This is a genomic window from Cystobacter fuscus (genome assembly GCF_044360685.1).
Classification (GTDB): domain Bacteria; phylum Myxococcota; class Myxococcia; order Myxococcales; family Myxococcaceae; genus Cystobacter; species Cystobacter fuscus_C.
In genome coordinates, this window is the sequence record NZ_CP043491.1 from 1,243,427 (window position 1) to 1,265,736 (window position 22,310).

The window sequence follows — 22,310 nt, forward strand, 5'->3', positions numbered from 1 at the left end:
AATCGAATATCCAGACCCGACAGAACTGCTGGACCGGGAAGAGTGAGAAAAAAATGAATCTGGGTTTTGGACGTGTTGACCCGGATTTATAGAATGTCCACTCTATCGAGATGAACCCGCGCGATTCTGGCGCGGGGCATCGCGAGCGCGCGGTGGACGCGCGCTTCGCCCCGCTTCATTCCAAGCAACCAGGAGTTCGAACATGCGTCTCAACAAATGGGCCGTGGGTCTGGTCTTTTCCGCGCTGTCCGCGGGGTGCGGGTCGGAAGGCCTGTCGTCGGCGGGCGAGGGCGTTGGCAGTGTGATGAAGGCCCCGCTCGCGGATCCCGCCTGGGCTCCGGGTGTGGCCTACGCGGTGGGAGCGCGGGTCTCCTATGGTGGCAGCTCCTATGAGTGCCTCCAGGCCCATACCTCGCTGCTGGGATGGGAGCCCTCGGCGGTACCGGCGCTCTGGAAGGCGGTCTCCACGGGTCCCACCGATCCCCCCCCGACGGGTGACACGACCGCCCCCACGACGAGCCTGAGCGCCAGCTCCACGTACTTCACGGCCGCGGGCACGCTGAACCTGACGGCCACCGCCTCGGACAACGTGGGCGTGACGAAGGTGGAGATCCTCCAGAACGGCGCCGTGGTCTCCACGAGCAAGACCTACAGCCGCACCTTCGCCTCGGGCCAGAATGGCACGTACACCTATACGGTGAAGGCCTATGACGCCGCGGGCAACGTGGGCTCCCAGACCGTCACCGTCACCGTGGCGATCGGCACCACGCCGCCCCCTCCTCCTCCTCCTGGCGGCAAGCGCATCGTGGCCTACTTCACCGCGTGGGGCATCTACGGCCGCAACTACCAGCCGTCCCAGGTCCCCGCTGGCAAGCTGACGCACCTCAACTACGCCTTCTCCAACATCTCCGCGGACGGCAAGTGCATCCTCGGTGACTCCTACGCGGACATCGACAAGGGCGGTGGCTACCCGAACGAGTGGGACCCCGGCCAGCTGCGCGGCAACTTCCGCGCCTTCAAGGAGATGAAGAAGAGCTACCCCAACCTCAAGCTGCTCATCTCCGTGGGTGGCTGGAGCTGGTCCACGTACTTCTCCAAGGTGGCGGCCACCTCGGCCTCCCGCTCGGCCTTCGTGAAGTCCTGCGTGGACCTGTACATCAAGGGCCAGTTCCCCGGGGTCGACGCGGCCAACGGCGCGGGTGTCTTCGACGGCATCGACATCGACTGGGAGTACCCGGTGGGCGGTGGGTTGCCCGGCAACATCACCAGCCCCTCGGACAAGCAGAACTACACGCTGCTGATGCAGGAGTTCCGCAACCAGCTCAACGCCGTCTCCTCGCAGACGGGCAAGTCGTACCTGCTCACGATCGCCTCGGGCGCCTCGCCGGATCTGCTCGCGAACAAGCAGGAGACGAAGAACCTGGCCAACGTGCTCGACTGGATCAACGTGATGTCCTACGACTACCACGGGGCCTTCGAGAGCTCGACGAACTTCCAGTCCGCGCTCAACCGCGTCACGGGTGACCCCGCGGCGAGCGCTGGCTTCTACACCGATGGCTCCGTGGCGAAGATGCTCGAGCTGGGCGTGCCGGCCAACAAGATCGTCGTGGGCGTGCCCTTCTACGGCCGCGGCTGGGGCAACGTGCCCTCCACGAACAACGGCCTCTTCCAGAGCGGCACCCCGGTCAATGGCACCTGGGATGATGGCACCTCCGGGCCGACGGGCGTGTTCGACTTCAAGGACATCAAGAACAAGTACGAGGGCAAGAACGGCTACACCAAGTACTTCCACGCGGAGGCCAAGGAGGCCTACGTCTACAACCCGAGCACGAAGATCTGGATCGCCTACGACGACGCACAGTCCATGTCGGCCAAGGCGGACTACATCCTGAGCAAGGGGTTGGGCGGCGCGATGGCCTGGGAGCTGAGCTCGGATGATGGCACGCTGCTCGACACGCTGTACCAGAAGCTGAAGTAGGAGCGCCTCGCGCTCCCTTGAATGTCTGTCACTGGCCGGTGGGGGGATGCATGCCCTCACCGGCCTTCGTCGTCGGTTTTCAGTTCAAGACCCCCACCCCCCACCGTCCTGTTCCCGCCATGCAAATGATGAGAGCCAATGTCCCTGGTCGTCGTCCGGTGATGGTCCATGTGGAGGAGCCTCGCCTCCGCGCGGTGATGGAAGGACGGCGTGAAGACGCCGAGGCCCTGGTGGCGCAGCTGCTGCCCCGGGTGCGCAACCTGGTGCGTTACTCGGTCCGGGTCGATTCGGACGTGGATGACATCACCCAGGACGCGTTGATCGCCATCCTGCGGGGGCTGCCTTCCTACCGCGGCGAGGGCGCCTTCGCTTCCTGGGCGGATCGCGTGGTGGGGCGGGTGACCTTCGCCGCCTCGAAGCGCGCGCGTGTCGAGCGCACGCGGCTGAAGCAGGATGAGGAGGACGAGTCGGCTCCGCTGCTGGCCGACGACGCGCCGCCCGAGGACTGCATCCTGCGGCGCCGGATGGAGAAGCTGCTGGACAAGCTCTCCGAGGAGCAGCGGCGGGCCCTGGTGCTGCACCATGTGATGGGGATGAGCGTGCCGGAGATGGCGGAGGAGCTGGAGGTTCCCTTCGAAACCGTCCGCAGTCGTCTCCGCCTGGGCAAGGCGCACCTTCGGGAGCTGCTGTTCCGCCAGGTGGGCCACGAACAGGTTCTTCCCTGACGGGCTCCACCGGTAGACGTCCCAGCGGGTACGCGTCAACCACCCACGTACCCGGGGAGCCCTCTTCCTAGTACTTCGGCAGGCTGGGGATGCTCTGGTTGCAGTTGCTGGTGATGCCGAGGATCTGGCAGACCTTCTGGCCCGTGGCGTTCACCGACGCCGCGCCGGTGGGAGCAGGCATGTGGACCCGCTCCTTCCAGATCTGCCACACCATCATTCCGTCCGTCGCCTTGCCCTTGTTCTTCATGTACGTGGCGAGCGTCTCGACGTTGTAATACTTCGTCGCCATGTTGTTCTGACCGGTGAGCATCTCGGCGTCGTACACCGTGCCGGGCTCGGCGTTGAGCTTCAACGTCGCGCCGCCCGCGCCCTCGGGAGCGATCTCCAGGCCCATGGCGATGGGGCCGCTGTAGATGGCCCGGTACGACTCATAGCCCTCGCGAGGATCGTAGTAGTCGCCCCCGTCGTAGGACATGAGGTTGATGTGGTGCAGCTTGGAGCCGTGGTTCTTCACCACGCTGTACATCGTTCCACCGAAGGGCGAACCCCACTGCACCTTGCCCTCCTCGAAGGGGGTGCCCTTCACGTAGTAGGCGCCCGTGGACCAGCCCGCGATGGAGATGCCCAGGTTGAGCCCGCGGGCGCGGATGGTGTTGTCCAGGGTGGTGATGATGTTGGCGATCTCCCCGTCCTTGCTGCAGCTGAACTGGTCCGCCGTCAGCTTGTTGCAGCTGCTGCCGCTCGACTCCCAGTCGATGTCGATGCCGCTGGCACCCAGGTCCTGCGCCAGGTCCACCACGTGCCCCGCGTTGAAGCGCGACCACTGGTCCCCCTGGCTGTAGCTCCATCCGCCGACGGAGATCCACACCTGGGTGCCCCGCGTGCGCAGCGCCTGGATGTTGTTGATGAGCGTCTGGGCCTGCTCGCGCGTGAACTTCTTCTGCCCGCTGTTCGTCGTGGCGCCCTCGGCGAACTCGAAGCCCGCCACCGCCTGGTCGAACTCGTACGAGCCCTTGGTGTACGCCATGTCGGGCCGGACGAAGGAGAGGTTCAGGTGGGTGTAGTAGCTGGGGATGTTCGCCGTCGTCAGGTCATTGATGCTCGTGTTCCACGAGCTGGCGTACCCGATGTACATGCGCCCGCCGGGAGGCGGGGGCGGGGGGGGCGTGCCCGGCAGGTTGACCTGGACGCTCACACCGCTCGAGGTGGCGCTGTTGCCCGCCGCGTCATAGGCCTTGGCGGTGTAGCTGTAGGTGCCATTCTGGCCACTGTTGCTGAAGGCATCCGACGCGGTGAAGGGGCTGGTGCTGTCGGTGCTGAAGATCACGCCGTTCTTGTAGAACTCGACCCGGCTCACGCCCACGTTGTCCGTGGCGGGCGCGGTGAGGCTCACGCTGCCCGCGGTCATGACCTGGGTGGGGGTGGCCGTCAGGCTGACGGTGGGGGGCGTCTTGTCCGTGGAGTTGGTGCCGCCCGAGCACGCATAGCCATTGATGGAGCAGCTGGCCACGCCGCTGTAGGTCCCACCGCCATCGAAGGACACGGTCACGCTGCCATTGGCGGGAACGACGTTGCCGCCCCAGGTGTTGGGCTGCACGGTCCACGAGCCATCGCTGTTCTTGGTGGCCGAGCCGCCCGCGCCCCACGGCGAGCCGACGATGCCGGCGGCGCCATTGAACTTCACGGTGAGCGCCCACTCGGTGATGGGGCTGCTCGTGGTGTTCTTGATGACGGCCACGCCGCTGAAGCCACCCTCCCAACTCGAGCTGGTGGACACCGTGGCGGTCAACCCCGTGGCGGTGGCCGCCAGCTCGGACACCTGGGAATGAGCCGACGCGGGCAGCTCCGGCTCAACCCCCTGGCATGCGGTGAACAGACTCAACAGGCCAGGAACGACGAATTTCGACGACCGACGCATGAGACCTCCGGGACCACGGGAACATGAAGACAGACAACTTATAGAGAGGTTGAAACCCGCCCTTTCGGGTCAATCCGTCTCCATGTTCCGTGCCGCCAGAGGCTCCTGGCGAAGCGCGACTACAAGCTGTCCAGATAGGCGCGGTGGCTGTTGGAGAACTCGTAGTTGGTGAACTTGTCCCAGTTGATGGACCAGGTCATCAGGCCCTTGAAGTCGGGGTAGCCCGAGGACTTGCGCAGCACGTAGCCGCCGCCGAACGACTGGCCCTTGATGAGGTAGCCGAGCGCCTTCTGCACGTTGGCGGGCGTCGTGTAACCGCCGCCAGCGGCCTGGGGAGAGGAGGGCAGGCCAATCACCACCTGATCCGGGCGGAGCGCCGGGAAGATGTTGCTCGCGTTGCCGCCGACCGGGAAGCCCTGCAGGAGCATCTCGGCCATGGCCACGTGGAAGTCCGCGGTGCCCTGGGCATACGCGCGGCCATCCAGTGCCGTCACGGTGCCGGTGTTGTAGTGCTGCACGTGCAGGTACGTCAGCCGGTCACGGAACGCGTAGATGACCGGCAGGTAGGCGCCCCACGGGCCACCGTAGGCGGAGTAGCCACCCTGCACGTAAGCCGTCTCGGGCGCCATCGTGAGCAGGAAGCCGGAGCCGTAGCGGGTGAGGAGCTGCCGGACGCCGGCGATGAGGTGGGTGATCTTCGGCGTGGTCGGGTTGCGGAAGTCGGTGTCCCCGCCGTTGAGGGACAGCGAGCTGCCCTCCAGGTCGATGTCCATGCCATCGAAGCCATACGTGTCGATGATGGACTGCATGGTGGTGACGAAGTTCTGCTGCGCGGTGGAGGTGGCCAGATCCACCGTGCCGTTGGCCCCGCCCAGGGAGATGAGGACCTTCTTGCCCTGGCTCTTCAGGTAGGCGATGTCCGCCTTGAAGTCCGCGACGGTCGCGTTGTAGGGCGAGAACGCCATGTTGCCCGTGCTGGGGCCGCCCACCGGCTCGGCGAAGGCGACCTGGATGACGTTGAACTTGGGCGAGATGTCGCGCAGGCGGATGTTGGTCGAGCCGTTGTCGAAGTTGTGCCAGTAGCCGACGATGACCTTGCCGCTGCTCACGGGCGGCGTGTTGGTCGTCGTCACCGAGATGCTGTTGCTCGCCGTCGAGCGGTTGCCGGCCGCGTCCCGGGCCTTCACGCTGAAGGTATACGTGGTGTTGGCCTTGAGGCCGGACACGGTGGCGCTCGTCGCGGTGCTGGTGGTGGACGCAGACGTGCCACCGTTGACGAACACCTCGTAGCCGGTGACGGCCACGTTGTCCGTCGAGCCCGTCCACGCCAGGGACACGTTGTCGCTGCCCGTGGCGGTGGAGCGCAGGCTCGAGGGCGCCGTCGGCGCCTGGGTATCGGCGATGTTGGGGGGCGTGGTCACGCTGAGCGCCGCGCTCGCCGCGGAGCGGTTGCCGGCCGCGTCCCGGGCCTTCACGCTGAAGGTATACGTGGTGTTGGCCTGGAGGCCGGACACGGTGGCGCTCGTCGTGGTGCTGTTGGCGAGTCCGGACACGCCGCCGCCACTGAAGGACACCTCGTAGCCGGTGACGGCCACGTTGTCCGTCGAGCCCGTCCACGCGAGGGACACGCTGGTGCTGCTCGTGGCGGTGGAGCGCAGGCTCGAGGGCGCCGTCGGCGCCTGGGTATCGGTGGGGGCGCTGGTGCCCTCCAGCCACAGCGCGGGGACGTTGGGCGGCTCCCAGCCGACCAGCGACGTGTGGGCCTGGCGGCAGTCATAACCCTTGCCGCTGTAGGTCACGTTGTCGCCTTGCGCGTAGCTGACGTTGGGGGCCCACTCACCGCGTGCCGCGGCGGCGGCGAGGGTGGGGGACAGGCCAAACAGCAGCGCCATGGCGGCGGCCAGGATGAAGGAGCCCGGCCGGGACCCGCGGGTTCGACTCGACGAAGACATGGATGATTCCTTCCTGGAGGGATGAAGTGTGAGGGGTGGAGGTGAAGGGATTGAGAGGCGTCAGGGCAGGGTGACCGGAGCGCGGTAGTAGTCCTGGACGCGGCTGATCCAGTAGTAGCCCTCGGTGGGCTGATCCTCCGGGTAGCTGCCCGGCTGGGGAATGGCGCGGGTGCTCACGCCGACTCCGGCGCCCATGAGGATGGCGACGACTCCCGCGTTGGCGGCCTCGGGGATGTGCGAGCCCCACGTCACCGTGCTGCCGCTCACCGAGACCTTGGGATCGTTCCACAGGTTCTTGGAGAACCAGGCCAGCCGGTTGCCCGAGAGCGTGATCCGGTCTCCGAAGAAATAGGGCGCGGCGGACTCCTCGTACTGCTGCACGGCGTTGGACAGGAGCGGGAACGTGCCCGAGGCGTTGTACGCGGTGGGGCTGCTCTGCAGGGTGCCGTTGATGTGTCCGGCGGGCACCTGCCAGAGCACCACGGGCAGGGACAGGGTCTCCTTCAGGGTCCGCACGAACAGGAGGTAGTTGTTCCAGAGGTCCGCGTTCCAGAACCACAGCGAGCTCGCCGGATCATTGGGATTGGCGCCCGCCGCCCCGGCCCCATCCAGGCCATACTTGTCGATGGAGATGAACTCGGCGTTTCCGTACTTCACGCCCGCCTTCAGGGCGAAGCCCGCGTTGGCGCGCGCGTTCTCCTGGATGCGCGTCTTGCCTGCCTCGAGCCCATACACCTCGGTCGAATGCACGATGCCGGTGCTCGGAGCGCCGGGCGCGGCCCAGAGGTTGAGCTGCCAGCCGAGGAAGGCCTGGGGGGTGTACTTGCGCAGGGTGTAGTTGATGCTCTGCACGAGCCCGGTCAGGGTGTTGGGGAAGGTGGGATCCACGCCCCGCTGGAGCACGCCCGAGTCGTACACGGCGTAGGTCGCCGCGGGCATCTGCGCGGGGTCATTGCCATACTGCGGCCCGTACTGCTGCTGGATGTAGCCGAGCGTATCGGGCTCGATGACGTAGCCGATGCGGCCCGTTCCGATGATGCCCGTCGCGGTCTGGCCCACGTCACGCAGACCCTTGAAGTACGTCGTGAGGAAGGCGGCGCTCTGCAGGTTGCCCCAGACGGCCGCGGGGCTGTCGGTGTTTCCACCAATCCCATACACCACGTAGATGGGCGTCATGCCCTGTTCCTTGCTCTTGTTCGCAAGGCGCACGGCGCGGTCATGCCACTCGGAGATCTGCGAGCCCCCGTTGAGGTACAGGTAGCCGTAGTCGAGGCGCTTGCCGGCGGGGAAGAGCGGATTGACCTTGGTGAAGAACCGGTCGGTGCCCGTGAAGGGCTCGTAGACGGTGCCGAGCGCCAGATAGCTCGGGTGCCAGGAGCCAGGGGGAGGCGGGGGAGGGGGCTCCGTCGTCCCGGTCGCGGTGGTGGCCACGAGCGTGCTGCTCACCGTGGACAGGTTGCCCGCGTTGTCCTTGGCCTTGACGGTGTAGCTGTACTGCGTCGAGGGCGAGAGGCCGCTGTCGGTATAGGAGGTGCTGGTCGTCGTGCCGACCTGGGCGCCATTGCGGAACACGAGGTAGCCGGTGACCCCGACGTTGTCGGTCGCCGTGTTCCAGGCGAGGGAGATCTGGGTGCTGGTCGTGCTCGTGGCCTTCAGGCCCGTCACCTGGGTGGGCGGAAGGGTGTCACCGCCGCTGGTGGTGCACGGGCCGATGAGCTTGTACCAACCGCTCGCGGTGCCGAGGACGGGGTCCGCGGACCAGATGGCGACGAGGGCCTCGTACAGGTTGGCCTTGTAAACGACCCGGCTGCCCGGCTGATAGATGGTGCTGGCGTTCCACTCGGACACGCCGGTGCAACTCTCCAGGGGCGCGAGGGCCGTGCGGGTCTCCTCGGTTTCGGCGCTCCCGTCCGGTTGGCAGGCGGAGGTCGCCAGGGCGAGACAGGGAAGCAGTCGCAGCCATCGCGGGGCCTTCCACTGGTGGACGGACATGTTCGGCTCTCCTTGGGAGGGGGGCTCCGGACGCAGCGGACCGGAGCGAGTACCAGGAAGAGCGTGGGACCCATTTTTTCGGGTCAACCCATAATCCGGATTCTCCACGGAAAGTGGAGACCGTGCTGTTTTGAACGCCGGGGGACTGCTCCCGCCCCCATCCCCGGGCCACACTCGCGGTGTCTGTTTTCAATCGAGGCAACGGAGGAGGTGCGGCTTGTCCATTCACCGTCAGGTCGGTGCGGTTCTCCTGGCCCTGGTCGTGGGGGTGCTTCTCGAAGGGTGTGCCACGGGCCATCCGCGCGGCAGCCTGGGACCCGGAGCTTCGCCCCTCGTCGAGTGCTGTTCTGGTTGCTGCGCGAGGTGCTCGAGGGCGGCGAGCGCGTGGAGTACGCCGACCTGAAGTGGCGGGCCGAGCGCTTCTGGTTCCTGGTGATGGTTCGTCCGGACGGCTACCTGGTGGCCGCGCTCACCGGAGAGCCCCTTCAGCGCATGGGTCCACTCCGACTCGTAGGGGGCGAGTGGAGGGTGGGTGCTCTCGCGGTGGGCGACTTCTACTTCTCGCGCGGGGGGGTCTTCTATGCGGTGAACGACGCACTGCGGCGTGGGGATGGCCTGCCCCTGAGCGAGTTGGGCCTGGGGAGAGACCCGCTCAGTGCCGCGCTCGACGGGGCCCAGGATGCCGTGGGGGAGATGGCGGTGGCGCTCGCCCAGTCCATCCTGCATCCCATCCGCACGGTGGAGGACCTGACGCAACTGCCTGGCACGGTGGCGAGCCTCATTGCCTCGTCGCCGGAATACTTCGCGCACTACGGCGCCATGTCCCGGGAGGACCAGATTCGCGAGGCGGCGCGCCTGTCCACGCACGTCCTCATGATGCTCGGGGGCGCGAAGGCCTCCCTGGGGCGCATGAGCGGACTGGGGGCGGAACTGCCGGTGCTGTCGCTCTCGGCCCGGGGCGAGCTGGTGTTGGGCGGCGCCGTGGTGGCGGGAGGGACGGCGACCTCCGCCGCGGGGATGGACCTGGGAGCCCTCTCCATCCTCCACATGGCGGCGAAAGGCCCGGGACGCAGCGGTGGCGCGAGCGCCAAGACTGGGACGCCCTCCCAGACGGTTGCGGCGAAGGGGCCCGGCAAGTGGACGTACAAGAAACCCACCACCGAGTCCAAGCAGGCCTTGGATTATCAGGAGCAGGTGACGGGACGGCCCGCCTGGTACGTGTACATGGTTGGCGAGGTGGAGTTCGACGGCTTCAACGGCAAGGAACTGCTCGAGGCAAAGGGCACCAGCTACAAGAAGTTCCTCATGAAGGATGGTACGGCCCAACCCTGGTTTGAAAACGGAAAAGGGTTCAGAGGGCTGATGGAACAAGCCAGGAAGCAGTCACGACTTGCTGGTACGCTGAAACTGCCGCTGGTGTGGTACGTGGCCGAGGCCGAATTCGCGAGGTTTCTCCGCACGGCCTTCAAGGAGAGTCGTTTGGGCAATATTGAAGTCCGCCATACACCACCGACGCAGTGAGGGGAATGAATGTACGAGAGGTTCTACGCAGGGGCGTATTGGGGTCCTCGGAAGGAGACGGCGCTGGAGTGTGCCCGGCGCGCGGAACTCTTTTTTCACATGCTGGCGCGGTGTGACCCCTCTTTCTCCCAGTGGTATCGGGGGGGGCGTGGCGCACCTCGTTCACTGCCAGGCCATCCTGTTCGCCCAGAGGTTGCGGAGTGGGAGCAGTTGTTCCTGCGAGGAAGGCTTCGCACGGATGTTGGCAAGAAGGTCATCGAGGAATTCGGCTTCATGGAGTACGTCTGGAATGCGAAGACCAAGGAGCGAACGCGCGTTGAATTCAGTTGCGGTGCTTACTCCCCTGGGGCCGTGAATTCGTGCCTGTTCAAACCTCCCCAGGTGGGCCCGTCGCGGGAGCGGATACTTCGTTCCCCGCTACTGGCCGAGGTGCTCACCAGTGTGGCCACCGCGTGGGACCCCGACTTCGCCATGGTCAGCTCATCCGAGATGGTGGACCTCGTGGAGAAGCGGAATGGGGAAGTGCGGGTGGGTTGGTTGACGTACCTGTCGCGTCGGCTGGGCACGGTGCCGCCACTGCCCGCCCCCGTGCGCATCGAGCCGGTGGGGACTCTCGGCTGGCTCCTCGTCCTGTCCCCCGAGCCCATGAGCGCGAGCAACCCCGAGCACGTCGCCTTCACCTCTCGCGTGCGTGAACTGCTCGACCGCGCCGGTCTCATCCGACGTCCGGACCCCGTGACCGGTGAGGAATGATGGGAGGCGTGGCACCCCCTTCTGTCCACTCCGGGTCACCGGCCCACCCGCCGCCGGTGTGTCAGCGAGGTAGGCCCCGCACATCGAACGTGGTGGGACGCCTCGCATCCGCTACATTGCCGCCGCCGCACTCCCGGGCTGCCGGGGCAGCGATGTCGAGACTTCCATGATGCCATCGGTACAAGAAACAGACGTGCTCATCTCCGGCTGCGGTCCGGTGGGCGCCCTGACGGCCAACCTCCTGGGACAGCATGGCGTCCGCACGCTCGTGCTCGAGCGCGAGCTCGTCCACCATGGTCAGCCCCGCGCCATCACCTGTGACGACGAGGCCCTGCGCATCTACCAGTCCGTCGGCTTCGCCGAGGTCATGGATGCCCACATGTACACCTGCCCCGAGGTGGAACTCGTGGGGGCCTCGGGCGAGCTCTTCGCCCGGCTCGGCATCCAGGAGACGGACTTCGGCAACGGCTACCCGGCCCTGCGCTTCTTCAGCCAGCCCTACGTCGAGCGCGTGCTGCGTCAGGGCGTGGCGCGCTTCCCCCACGTGGAGCTGCGGCTCGGCCAGCAGGTGGAAGCCTACACCCAGGACGCGCAGGGCCTCACGGTCACCATCCGGGACGTGCGCCACGGCACCGAGCACACCGTGCGTGCCCGCTATCTCCTCGCGTGTGATGGGGGCCGCAGCACCTTGCGCCGTCTGGCCGGCATCGACATGGTGGGCTCCACCTATGACGAGGGCATGGTGGCCGTCTCCCTCCTGCTGCCCGAGGAGCCCCCGGCCGTGTGCCGCATGGTGTGTGACCCCCACCGCCATGTCTTCGTCACCCGGTGCGCCGGCAACGAGCTGCGCGTGGAGTACATGATTCGCGAGGACGAGAAGGCCGAGGACATGATCCGGCCCGAGCGCATCCGCGAGTTCATCTCCCCGTACGTGGATCCGGATCGCGTCACCGTCCTGCGCGCCGCCCCCTACATCTTCAACCGCCGCGTGGCCGCGCGCTGGCGCGACGGCCGCATGTTCCTGCTCGGCGATGCCGCCCACCTGATGCCGCCCGTGCTCGGCCAGGGGTTGTGCTCCGGCCTGCGCGACGCCGCCAACCTCTCCTGGAAGCTCGCCGCCGTCCTCCACGGCCAGGCCGACGAGTCCCTCCTGGACACCTATGAGCTGGAGCGCCGCCCCCACGCCGAGGCCATGCTCCAGGCCAGCGTGAACATGGGCCGGCTCGTGCTCACCGGCAGCCGTCCGCTCGCCTTCCTGCGCGACCGGGTCTTCCAGGCGATCGATCGCATCCCGCGCGTCCATCGCTTCATCCGCAACCTCGAGTTCAAGCCCCGGCCCCTCATCCCCCGGGGCTTCATCCTGGGCGAGTCCCGGGGTCATCGCAACGCGCCCGAGGGGACGTACTTCCCCCAGCCCTGGGTGGAGGGCCCCGGTGGCCGGGTGCGGCTCGACGAGCTGCTCGGCCCGGGCTTCGCGGTGCTCGTCCACCCGGACACCCAGGAGGCCTCCGTGCGAGCCGCGCAGGTGCTCGCCGACAGCCTGGGCGCCCGGTGTCTGCGCTTCCGCACGCCGCGCTCCAGCAAGGCCCGGCCCGGCGAGGTGGTGGACAGCGAGGGAGCGCTCGAGGCGTGGTTCCAGCAGCACCAGGTGGAGATCGCCGTGCTGCGCCCCGACCGCTACCTCTTCGGCGCGGTCCGGGGCACGCACCTGGCCTGGTTGGCCTCGGTCCTGCGCCGGCGGGTGCATGGGCCGTTGCGTTTCGTGGAGCCCCTGCCCGCGCCCCTGCCGGGAGCCAGCTCCTCGGCGGGATGAGGGCGTGGGGGACGGAAGTTCGAGACTCTAAGGGAGAGTGGATGCTCAGACAGAAGTTGTACATCACGGGGTTGGTCCTGCTCGCCGGGACGTCGGCGTGTGCGCAGGGGCGGGCCGCGGCGGCCGGAACGGAGGCCACCCCCCCCGCGGCGAAGGTGGGGGCGCAAATCCAGGAGCGGACGCTGAAGAATGGCTTGAAGGTCATCGTCTGGCCCGTGCCCGCCAATCCCAGTGTCTCGCTCTACAACTGGTTCCGCGTGGGCAGCCGCAACGAGCGGCCCGGCATCACCGGCCTGTCCCACTTCTTCGAGCACATGATGTTCAACGGCGCGAAGAAGTACGGGCCCGGTGAGTTCGATCGGGTCATGGAGGCGCATGGCGGCCGCAACAACGCCTACACCTCCGAGGACGTCACCGTGTACCAGGACTGGTTTCCGCGCTCGGCGCTGGAGACCATCTTCGAGCTGGAGGCGGACCGGCTCTCGAGTCTGTCGATCGATCCCAAGGTGGTGGAGAGCGAGCGGGGCGTCGTCTACTCCGAGCGGCGCTCCAGCGTGGACAACGACAACTCCGGTCTGCTCATGGAGCAGGTGCAGGCCACCGCCTTCGTGGCGCACCCCTACCAGATTCCCGTCATCGGCTGGCCCTCGGACATCGAGGGGTGGTCGCAGCAGGATCTGGAGCGCTACTTCCGCACCTACTACGCGCCCAACAACGCCACGCTGCTCGTCGTGGGCGCGGTGACGCCCGCGGACGTCTTCGCCCTGGCGGAGAAGTACCTCGAGCCCATCCCCGCCCAGCCCGCGCCCGAGCCCGTGCACACCGTGGAGCCCGTGCAGCAGGGCGAGCGCCGGGTGGTGGTGCGCAAGCTCGCGCAGGCGCCCCTCGTGCAGATGGCCTTCCACGGGCTGCGCGGCGGGGACGCGGACGCCCCGGCGTTGGATCTCCTGGTGCGCATCCTCACCGAGGGGGACTCCTCGCGGCTGCACCGGCGGCTGGTGGAGGAGGAGCGGGTGGCCATCCGCGTGCAAGGCTCGCGGGGCGCGGGGTTCGACCCGTCGTTGACCTGGGTGTTCGTGGACTTGCCCCCGGGTGGAGATCCAGCCCGGGTGGAGGCGCTGCTCGACGAGGAGCTCGCCCGGGTGAGCGCCACGGAGGTCTCCGACGCGGAGCTGCGCAAGGCCAAGAACATCGCCGTGGCGGACTTCTGGCGCTACCTGGAGACCAACAGCGGCCGGGCCCAGGCGCTGGGCACCTACGAGGTGTTCCACGGTGATTGGAAGGAGCTGTTCCGCGCGCCCGAGCGCTACGAGGCGGTGACGCGCGAGCAGGTGCGGCAGGTGGCCGCCAAGGTGTTCGGCCGGGACAACCGCACGGTGGGCGTGCTGGTGCCCGAGACGGACTCGAGCAAGGCGGGGCAGCAGCAGGAGGCGGCGCGATGAAGGCGTGGACGAAGACGGCGCTCGTGTTGGGACTCTCGGCGTCCATGGCGGGAGCCCAGCAGCCCCCGGTGGCCGCACCCAAGCCCCAGACGGTCCAGCGCGACGCGGCGCGCGACTCGGTGAAGCTGCCCAAGGCCCGGGTGCTGACGCTGAAGAACGGCGCCCGGGTGCAGTTGGTGGAGGACCACGACGTGCCGCTCGTGTCCTTCACCGCGCGGCTGCGCGGCGGCGCCCTGGGAGATCCCGAGGGCAAGGAGGGCCTGGCCGCGCTCACCGCCGAGCTGCTCCAGAAGGGGGCCGGCACGCGCGATGCCCGCCAGTTCGCCGAGGCGGTGGACAGCGTGGGCGGCTCGCTCGCGGTGTCCCCGGGCCGCGAGTCGCTCGACGTGATGGGGCAGTTCATGTCGCGCGACACCACGCTCATGGTGGAACTGCTCGCGGACCTGCTCCAGCGACCCCGGTTCGACCCGGCCGAGCTGGAGAAGACGCGCGCGCGCATGGTGTCGGAGCTCGCCGCGGAGAAGGATGGAGATCTGCGCGGCCTCATCGGCACCTACTTCCAGGCCTTCCACTTCGGCGCGCACCCGTATGGGCGGCCCCTGGGGGGCAGCGAGGCCTCCCTGGCTCCGCTCCAGCGCGAGGACGTGCTGGCCTATGCCCGGGCGCATCTGGGGGGGGATCGGCTCATCCTCTCCGTGGTGGGGGACTTCGACGCGAAGCAGCTCGCGTCGCGGCTCGAGAAGGCGTTGGGGGGCTGGGCCCGCGCGGCCTCTCCGGCTCCCGTGGCGCCTCCCACCCAGGCCCTGAAGGGGCGGCGCGTGCTGCTGGTGGACAAGCCCGATGCCACGCAGACGTACTTCTGGGTGGGCAACACCGGCATCTCGCGCACGGATCCCTCGCTCGTGGACGTGTCCCTGGCCAACACGGCGCTCGGGGGCCGCTTCACCTCGCTGCTCAACACCGCGCTGCGAATCAAATCCGGCCTCACCTACGGCGCGGGCTCCGCGGTGATCACCGCCACGCAGCCGGGCGTCTTCGCCGTGTCCTCGTACACGAAGACGGAGACCACCGCCCAGGCCCTGGATCTCCTCCTGGAGGTGCTCACCCGCTACCGCCAGCAGGGCATGGACGCGGCCACGCTCGCCTCCACCCAGGAGTACCTGCTGGGCCAGTTCCCGCCCACCCTGGAGACGAGCCTGCAACTGGCCACGAAGTTCTCCGAGCTCGCCTTCTACGGCCTGGACGCGCGGGACGTGGACGACTTCGCCACCCGGGTGTCCAGCGCGGAGCCGGCGCGCGTGCTCGCCGCGCTCCAGCGGGTGGTGCCCGCCTCGGAGGACCTCACCCTGGTGCTCATCGGCAAGGCCGCGGACATCCGCGAGACGGCGCGCAAGTACGGCCCCGTCACCGAGATGCGCCTGAGCGATCCCTTCTTCGCTCCTCGCCAGTCCGCGGGCCGCTGAGGCGGCTGGGGCGCGCTACTTCGTCGCGGGCGTGGCGCGCCCCAGGCACCGCTGGAAACGCTTGTTCACCGACTGGGCGAACCACGCCGTGGAGCGGTCCCCGCTGAGCTTGGGGCTGCGGATGACCACCGACGGCAGCCGCGCGTACTCCGGGGGCTGACCCGTCACCTCCTGGTACGTGCGCTTGATGGCGCTCCAGGTGTCCGTCTCCTCGAAGGCGAGCGTCTTCTCCTCGCGCACGTCCTTGCGCACCCGCCGTTCGCTCAGGTCCGGGGCGTAGCGACGCCGGAAGGTGAGGATGGCCTCCAGGGTGTGGCTGTCCGTGTCCAGGGGCTCGCCCTGTTTGTCGTAGGCGAGCAGATCTCCATCCTCCACCAGCTCGATGCCGGTGAGCCGGCTCACCTGGCTCTGGAGCGCCGCGTTGCGCGAGGCGTAGAAGCCCGCGTTGTAGTCCGCGAAGCGGTACACGGGGTCGGAGTAGTGGGCTTCGTACCCGAGCAGCCGGGCGGTGCCGTAGTACACCCCGCCACCGCGCGTGTAGAGCTCCTCGCGCACCCGCCGCGCCGCGCGCTCATCGTCCTCTCCTCCCGCCAGCTCCTCGGAGAAGCGCACACTCACCTGCATGGAGCCCGCGGTGGTGATGGGGTTGAGGTCCTCCAGCCGCCCGGACTGGAAGAGGGCGCTGGCCAGCTTCGCCGCGGTGTAGGTGCTGGGAAACTCCGTCTCGTAATACGCCATCAGCTCCCGGAAGACGCGGTCCAGATCCCTCTCCGTGCGTACCTGCTCCAGGCGCTGCGCGAACGTCCGCTTCTCTCCAGGTGCCTTGCCCCCGAGCAGGGCCGCGATCGCCGGAGGGCCGAAGGGCCCCAGCTTGTCCGCATAGGTATCCAATTTCTGCTGGACGATGCGTGCCAGGCCCGGCACCGCCGGGTTGGCCTGGAAGCCCGACTCCTGCTCGATGACGGCGAGCACCGAGCACACCGCCTCGAGCGAGGGATGGATGCGGTGGGCCTCCAGGGCAGCCAGGACGTCCTCCGCCCAACCCTCCCGCTCCTTCACGTTCGTGGGCACCAGCCGCACCGCCTCCTCGGCGCTGACGCGGGGGGGCAGGGGCGTGGCCGGCGCGGCCTGTCTATGGGCGCACCCGCTCAGGGCGCTCAATACACAGACAAACAAAGCCGCCGCATACCAGCGGACACATCCAGATGTGTATGTGATGAAAGACTTCAAAACCATGACGTCCCCTTGATTCGTGAAGAGTTGCTATGAGAACTAGATGGCCACTTCATTGAAGGAAGGGGGGGCCATGACGAATCGGATTCTGAGAATTTTTTGTATGACATGGCTGGGCGTGAGCCTGGCTGCCTGTGGTTCGAAGGAGACCGTGAACGAGGAGGCGGTGCGCGCGGGCGACAAGGATGTGGACATTCAGGCAGCGCTGTCGCGCTTCAAGGATGTGCGCGTGGTGGGCAGCGAGGCGGGTGTTCCCTATGCCGTGACCGGACGTCTGGGGAAACTGTCGTCCGCGGGACGTCTGGACGCGGCGGGCGTGAAGGATGAGCTGCGGGAGGTGATGGCTCACCTCGCCCCCATCTTTCGCGTGGACGGAGGGGACCTGGTGCTTCATCGCTCCCGGGTGGACGAGCGGGGCCACCAACACCTGCGCTTCCAGCAGACCCTGAGGGGGCTGCGCGTGGTGGGCGGTGAGCTCGTGCTGCACGTGGATGAGACGGGCAACCTCTACGCCCTCAATGGCACCGTCCGCCCGGGCGAGGCCGCGGCGCCCAAGGCGAGCGTGGCACCCGAGGCCGCGCTCGAGGCGGCCGTGGCGGGCTCGTCCGCGCTCGGTGCCGCGACCCAGGGCCCGGCGCAACTGGTCTACGTGCTGCCCGAGCACGCCCAGGAGCCCCAACTGGCCTATCAGGTCCGCGTGACGGGCTCGCGCGAGGGCATGCCCGCCGATGATCTCGTCTACGTGGACGCGCGGCGCGGCGGCATCCTGCTCGTCAATCCCCGCGTCCATTCGGCCCTCACCCGCAAGGTGTACTCGGCCAACAATGGCACCTCCACGCCGGGCACGCTCAAGCGTTCCGAGGGGCAGGCCTCCGTGGGCGACGCCCATGTCGACATGAACTACGACATGCTGGGCACCACCTATGATTGTTACAAGACGCTCTTCAATCGCGACTCGTACGACAACGCGGGCGCCGCGCTGATCAGCACCGTCCACTATGACAGTGAGTACGTCAACGCCTACTGGGATGGTACCCAGATGGTGTACGGGGATGGCGATGGCGTGAATTCCATCGAGCTCGGCCTGGATCTGGACGTGACGGTGCACGAGCTCACCCACGCCGTGACGGACTCCGAGTCGGACCTCGTCTACTCGGGGGAATCGGGCGGCCTCAACGAGTCCATGTCCGACATCTTCGCCAGCGTGTGCGAGAGCTGGTCGCGTGGCTGGGCCGTGGACGCGGACATCTTCAAGGTGGGCGAGGACATCTGGACGCCGAGCACGGCGGATGACGCCCTGCGCTACATGGACGATCCGGCCCTGGATGGGGACTCGCTCGACTTCTACGGGGACTACTCCCCGGGCGTGGACGTGCACTACAGCTCGGGCATCAGCAACCTGGTGTTCGCGCTGCTGTCCAAGGGCGGCACCCACCCGCGCGCCAAGACGGCCCAGAACGTGACGGCGATTGGTCCGGAGAAGGCCGGCCGCATCTTCTACAAGGCCAACACGGATCTCTTCACCTCCAGCACCACCTTCGAGCAGGCCAAGACGTACACCATCCAGGCCGCCGAGGCGCTCTTCGGCGTGGGCTCGGCCGAGGCCGCCGCGGTGAACGCCGCGTGGCTGGCCGTGGGGGTGCCCCCGCCGCCGCCCACCACCACCCCGCTGACCAATGGCGTCGCCGTGAGTGGTCTGGCGGGAAGCTCGGGCAACAAGCAGTACTTCACGCTGGAGGTGCCCGCCGGTCTGCCCAACGTGGTGTTCGACCTGCGCGGCGGCACGGGCGACGCGGACCTGTATGTGAAACAGGGCTCGGTGCCGACGACGGGCTCCTATGACTGCCGCTCGTTCAAGATTGGCAATACGGAGAACTGCACCTTCTCCAGCCCGGCGGCGGGCACCTGGTATGTCCTGATCTACGCCTACAGCTCGTACTCGGGCGTGAGCCTCAAGGCCACGCATGAGGCGGGGGGCCCCGTGTCCGTGAGTGTCAGCGGCTCGCCGAGCCAGGGTCAGCAGATCCTTCATGGCCCGTACAGCGTGGTGGCGGGGACGACCTTCAAGGTAGTGATGTCGGGCACGGGGGACCCCGACCTGTACGTCCGCTTCGGCTCCGCGCCCACCACCTCCTCCTACAACTGCCGCCCGTACTACTCCAACGCCTACGAGCGGTGCGAGCTGACCGTTCCCGCGGGTGAGACCCGCGCGTACATCATGGTGGATGGTTTCACGGCGGCTACCTACAACCTGGCCATCAACTACACCCGGCCGTAGCCGACACGCCGGGCGGATGGACCGCGGGCGGCTCTCCCACGAGGAGGGCCGCCCGTGCTGTTTTCAGGCATTCCCGAGTGCTCCGGGGGGGATTGTGTCGAGAATGCACTTTTTGATAAATTAAGAATTGTTCGCCCACAGTGTAAGTCGGCGGCCGTATTCTCCCGGAGAGGGGTAGTCAAATGCCCTACCTTGCGAAGCCAGCGAAGAGGGAACAGCGCCCGGGAGGCTTCACCCTCGTCGAAGTGCTGGTGGTGATGGCCATTCTCGGCGTGACGGCCGGGCTGGGCCTGATGGCCTACGACGCGGTGGGGCGGCGCGGGGCGCTGCAGAGCGCCGCGTTCGAGTTGCAGGGAGTGATGAGCACGGCGCGCACGCGGGCCGCGTCGTCGGGCCATCCGGTGTGGATCGTCTTCTATCCGGCGGGGGGGCGCGGCACGCTGAGCACCGGCACGGGCGCGTTCCTGGTGGTGGAGGATCGCCAGAGTGTCTTCGTGCGCAACCCGCGTGGGCTCTTCGCGCTGCCGTTCACGGTGGACGCGAAGGCCGGCACGGGCGGCGTGTCCGCCATCTACTACCTGGACGACTACAGCAAGAAGGTGCGCTTCGGGGCGCTGACGCCGGGGAGCACGGACGCGTTCGGCGCGCCCTTCCTGGGGCTCGCGGTGCAGACGTGCAGCTTCTGCTCGGGCACCGACAGTCCGAGCGGCGCCATGGGGTTCTACCCGGATGGGAGCGCGCACTTCGTGGACGGCACGGGCCGGTGGATCTCCACCACCAACCAGTCGCTGGCCTTCAGCAGTACGCAGGGCCGGAGCCAGTACCTGTTCGCCATCTCGGGACCCTCTGGGTTCATGGCCACCTTTTCACCGGACAAAACCTAGAACGGAGGAACCGCCGTGGATCTCACCTCCCGCCGCCGTGTCCGCAGCCGCCGCTCCACCCCGCGCGGTGTGTCTCTCATCGAGGCGATGATCGCCGCGGTGGTGCTGCTCATCGGGTTGATGGGCGTCTTCCAGGGGCTGCTCGTGGCGAGCCGGCAGAACGCGAACGCCAACCTGGCGACGCGCGCCTCGGGCATCGCCTCGCAGGTGCGCGGGGCGCTGGACACGCTGGGCGGCAACCGGGTGGTGGGCGTGCCGGGCTACACCGGCCTGCTGACCGGTGCGGACTGCAACCCCAGCGCGGAGGTCGCCGCGCTCACCGGCGGCCTGGAGAAGCTGCAGCCCGCCAGCGGCGAGGCCTGGGCCGTCCGCTGCATCTTCGACCTGGACGCCTACGAGCGCGCGGCGGGCGCCCGCCGGCTGCTCCCCAGCTACTCGGACGCGGACTTCAGCCGCTTCCGGCGCGTGCTGGTGATGATCGACAAGCCAGACGAGGCCACGGGCGTGCCCATCCACCAGGTCATCATCGTGGTCTCGTGGATGGAGGTCACCCAGCGGCGGTACGTGCGCCAGTACGTGAGCTTCTACGACTCCGGTCCCTTCGCGAACGACATCAACGTCGAGATCTGACCTGTCCCCCATGCCTCATTCGAATCGCCCCCAGGCCCGCGCACCGCGCGGCTTCACGCTCGTCGAGCTCATGGTGGGCTCGGTGATGACGACGATCATCCTCGCGGCCGTGGCCACCGCCCTCATGGGCGTGCAGGGCGTCTTCCAGCGCGAGTCGCGCGTGAAGGTGGCGGTGGAGGGGTTGCGCACGACGACGAGCTTCATCGAGCAGCGGCTGCGCATGGCGGGCTACGGCGTGGATCCGCGCTTCGCCTTCGACTTCAGCGGGACGGTGATTCCGGACGGCGCCAAGTCCAACTACGCCGTGGTGCTCGGGGGTTCCCAGCCCAACTCCATCACGGATGACCTGGCCTTCCGCTACCGGGACGCGGCGTGGATGCGCCGGGGGCACCTCGCGGGCTCCACCGTCGTGCTGGAGGACCCCGGGAGCACGTTCGGCGCGAGCTTCAACAAGGGCCAGCTCCTGCTCGTGTCGTGCGTGGGCGGCCGGGAGTACGTGGTGATGAAGGCCGGCGCGGCGGGCGTGTCGGCGGAGGCGAACGCGTCCGGCGGTTTCGTCCTGGACCCGGCCCTGTCGTCCGTGCCCATCAACACGCCGTGCCTGTCCAGGGCGGGCAGCAGCGCGCCCTACCTGATGATGATCCACGTGATGCGCATCCGCATCGTGGCCCTGGGCGGCCGCCCGTTCCTGATGGCCTTCCAGGGGTTGGACGAGCTGGACCTGTCGAGCGCCGTGCCGCTGGCCGCGGATGTGGAGTCCTTCCAGGTGGCCTACGTGATGAACCGGCCGGTGCCGGGCAGTCCCAACGCGGGGGTGCAGGCGGTGGACTCCAGCTCTCCGGTGTCCAACTGGGTGCTGGGGGACACGGGCAGCGCGGTCGCGGACCGTACCCCGGATCCCAATGCCCTGCCGGTGCCCGTCTTCAAGCTGCCCTACGAGGATCCCGCCCGCTACAACCGGCACCCGGCCAACATCCGCGCCGTGCGCCTGAGCATCGGCATCCGCTCGACCACCCCCGAGTCCAATGGGCGCCGCGTCTTCGAGCGCGTGGAGCTGGAGGACTCGGGCGAGGCGGGGCCGGCGGATGGCTACTACCGCACCAACATGACCACCACCGTGCGCGTGCCCAACATGCTGTCGCGCTCGACCTTCAATCCTCCGGTGGGTGACGAATCCTCCGGTCTCAACGTGTGGGGAGGCTGATCCACCATGTGTTTCAAGAAGAGGGCTCCGCGCGGCAACGCCCTCATGCTGACCGTCATCGCCATGGCGGTGCTGCTGCTGCTGGTGGTGGGAGCCATCCAGTTCTCCAACTACAACCGCGAGGCCTCGGCGGAGAAGCTGCGGGGCGACCGCGTGGGGGCCTGCGCGGACGCGGCGCGCCGTCACCTGCTCTCGCGCCTGAAGCTGTTCCGCGCGACCTCCGACTTGCAGATCCTCGACACGCGGCTCATCGATGATCCGGATCCGAGCGCGCGCACGCGCATCATGACCGGCCATTACAGCGACAGCGCGCCGGACATCGCGCAGGCCACGGTGGTGGGGGTGGATCCGGTGTTCATGGGCGCCTCCGGCCGCCAGGCGCGGGAGATCGCCAACACCGTTCCCGCCTCGGGCGGCTTCATGGGCGGCCAGTACTACCGCGTGGTCGTCAAGTGCAAGGAGACCTCGGGCCGTGAGTCCGAGGTCGAGTTCCTCTTCCGGTACGGTCTGTGAGGAAGGTCTCC

The 22,310-nt window shown here is 67.9% G+C and carries 16 protein-coding genes; 12 read left to right on the forward strand and 4 right to left on the reverse strand.

Features of this window, described 5'->3' with window-relative positions:
* Positions 1-202 precede the first annotated feature (202 nt).
* Both F0U63_RS05200 and F0U63_RS05205 read left to right on the forward strand, forming a co-directional pair.
* Entirely contained in the window at positions 203-1,978 is a 1,776-nt protein-coding gene (locus F0U63_RS05200; protein WP_395844300.1) for a glycosyl hydrolase family 18 protein, read from the forward strand.
* A gap of 161 nt (positions 1,979-2,139) precedes the next feature.
* Complete coding sequence (locus F0U63_RS05205; RefSeq protein ID WP_395848318.1) at positions 2,140-2,703, forward strand: RNA polymerase sigma factor; 564 nt, start codon at positions 2,140-2,142, stop codon at positions 2,701-2,703.
* Between the two features lie 67 nt (positions 2,704-2,770).
* Here the strand turns inward: F0U63_RS05205 and F0U63_RS05210 are convergent, their stop codons facing one another.
* The 3 genes from F0U63_RS05210 to F0U63_RS05220 form a co-directional block, all read right to left on the reverse strand.
* Positions 2,771-4,621, reverse strand: coding sequence for a glycosyl hydrolase family 18 protein (locus F0U63_RS05210; protein ID WP_395844302.1), 1,851 nt, complete (start codon positions 4,619-4,621; stop codon positions 2,771-2,773).
* A gap of 119 nt (positions 4,622-4,740) precedes the next feature.
* Positions 4,741-6,573, reverse strand: a complete 1,833-nt coding sequence (locus F0U63_RS05215; RefSeq protein WP_395844304.1) for a fibronectin type III domain-containing protein — start codon at positions 6,571-6,573, stop codon at positions 4,741-4,743.
* Positions 6,574-6,633: 60 nt separating this feature from the next.
* Positions 6,634-8,565 carry a fibronectin type III domain-containing protein gene (locus F0U63_RS05220; protein ID WP_395844306.1) on the reverse strand — a complete coding sequence of 644 codons (1,932 nt, stop codon included), beginning with the start codon at positions 8,563-8,565 and terminating at the stop codon, positions 6,634-6,636.
* A gap of 339 nt (positions 8,566-8,904) precedes the next feature.
* Here F0U63_RS05220 and F0U63_RS05225 point away from each other — a divergent pair, with 339 nt between their 5' ends.
* The 5 genes from F0U63_RS05225 (at position 8,905) to F0U63_RS05245 (ending at position 15,557) form a co-directional block, all read left to right on the forward strand.
* Positions 8,905-10,086 carry a Tox-REase-5 domain-containing protein gene (locus F0U63_RS05225; RefSeq protein WP_395844308.1) on the forward strand — a complete coding sequence of 394 codons (1,182 nt, stop codon included), beginning with the start codon at positions 8,905-8,907 and terminating at the stop codon, positions 10,084-10,086.
* Positions 10,087-10,095: 9 nt separating this feature from the next.
* Positions 10,096-10,839 (forward strand): Imm52 family immunity protein, encoded by a 744-nt coding sequence (locus F0U63_RS05230; RefSeq protein ID WP_395844310.1) that lies wholly within the window; start codon positions 10,096-10,098, stop codon positions 10,837-10,839.
* A gap of 166 nt (positions 10,840-11,005) precedes the next feature.
* A complete protein-coding gene (locus tag F0U63_RS05235; protein WP_395844312.1) occupies positions 11,006-12,652 on the forward strand; it encodes a bifunctional 3-(3-hydroxy-phenyl)propionate/3-hydroxycinnamic acid hydroxylase in 1,647 nt (548 codons plus the stop codon).
* A 41-nt stretch (positions 12,653-12,693) separates the two neighbouring features.
* Positions 12,694-14,094, forward strand: a complete 1,401-nt coding sequence (locus tag F0U63_RS05240) for a M16 family metallopeptidase (RefSeq protein WP_395844314.1) — start codon at positions 12,694-12,696, stop codon at positions 14,092-14,094.
* Entirely contained in the window at positions 14,091-15,557 is a 1,467-nt protein-coding gene (locus F0U63_RS05245; protein ID WP_395844316.1) for a M16 family metallopeptidase, read from the forward strand. The genes F0U63_RS05240 and F0U63_RS05245 overlap by 4 nt, the downstream gene beginning before the upstream one ends.
* A gap of 15 nt (positions 15,558-15,572) precedes the next feature.
* Here F0U63_RS05245 and F0U63_RS05250 read toward each other — a convergent pair whose 3' ends face one another.
* Positions 15,573-16,718: a DUF1615 family protein gene (locus F0U63_RS05250; RefSeq protein WP_395844318.1), complete on the reverse strand. Its 1,146-nt coding sequence runs from the start codon at positions 16,716-16,718 to the stop codon at positions 15,573-15,575.
* Positions 16,719-16,893: 175 nt separating this feature from the next.
* Here F0U63_RS05250 and F0U63_RS05255 point away from each other — a divergent pair, with 175 nt between their 5' ends.
* The 5 genes from F0U63_RS05255 (at position 16,894) to F0U63_RS05275 (ending at position 22,299) form a co-directional block, all read left to right on the forward strand.
* Entirely contained in the window at positions 16,894-19,068 is a 2,175-nt protein-coding gene (locus F0U63_RS05255) for a M4 family metallopeptidase (protein ID WP_395844320.1), read from the forward strand.
* 182 nt (positions 19,069-19,250) lie between these two features.
* Positions 19,251-19,952 carry a Tfp pilus assembly protein FimT/FimU gene (locus tag F0U63_RS05260; protein ID WP_395844322.1) on the forward strand — a complete coding sequence of 234 codons (702 nt, stop codon included), beginning with the start codon at positions 19,251-19,253 and terminating at the stop codon, positions 19,950-19,952.
* A gap of 15 nt (positions 19,953-19,967) precedes the next feature.
* Positions 19,968-20,582, forward strand: coding sequence for a prepilin-type N-terminal cleavage/methylation domain-containing protein (locus F0U63_RS05265; protein WP_395844324.1), 615 nt, complete (start codon positions 19,968-19,970; stop codon positions 20,580-20,582).
* 10 nt (positions 20,583-20,592) lie between these two features.
* Positions 20,593-21,786 carry a prepilin-type N-terminal cleavage/methylation domain-containing protein gene (locus tag F0U63_RS05270; protein ID WP_395844326.1) on the forward strand — a complete coding sequence of 398 codons (1,194 nt, stop codon included), beginning with the start codon at positions 20,593-20,595 and terminating at the stop codon, positions 21,784-21,786.
* Between the two features lie 6 nt (positions 21,787-21,792).
* Entirely contained in the window at positions 21,793-22,299 is a 507-nt protein-coding gene (locus F0U63_RS05275; RefSeq protein ID WP_395844328.1) for a hypothetical protein, read from the forward strand.
* Positions 22,300-22,310: the final 11 nt, after the last annotated feature.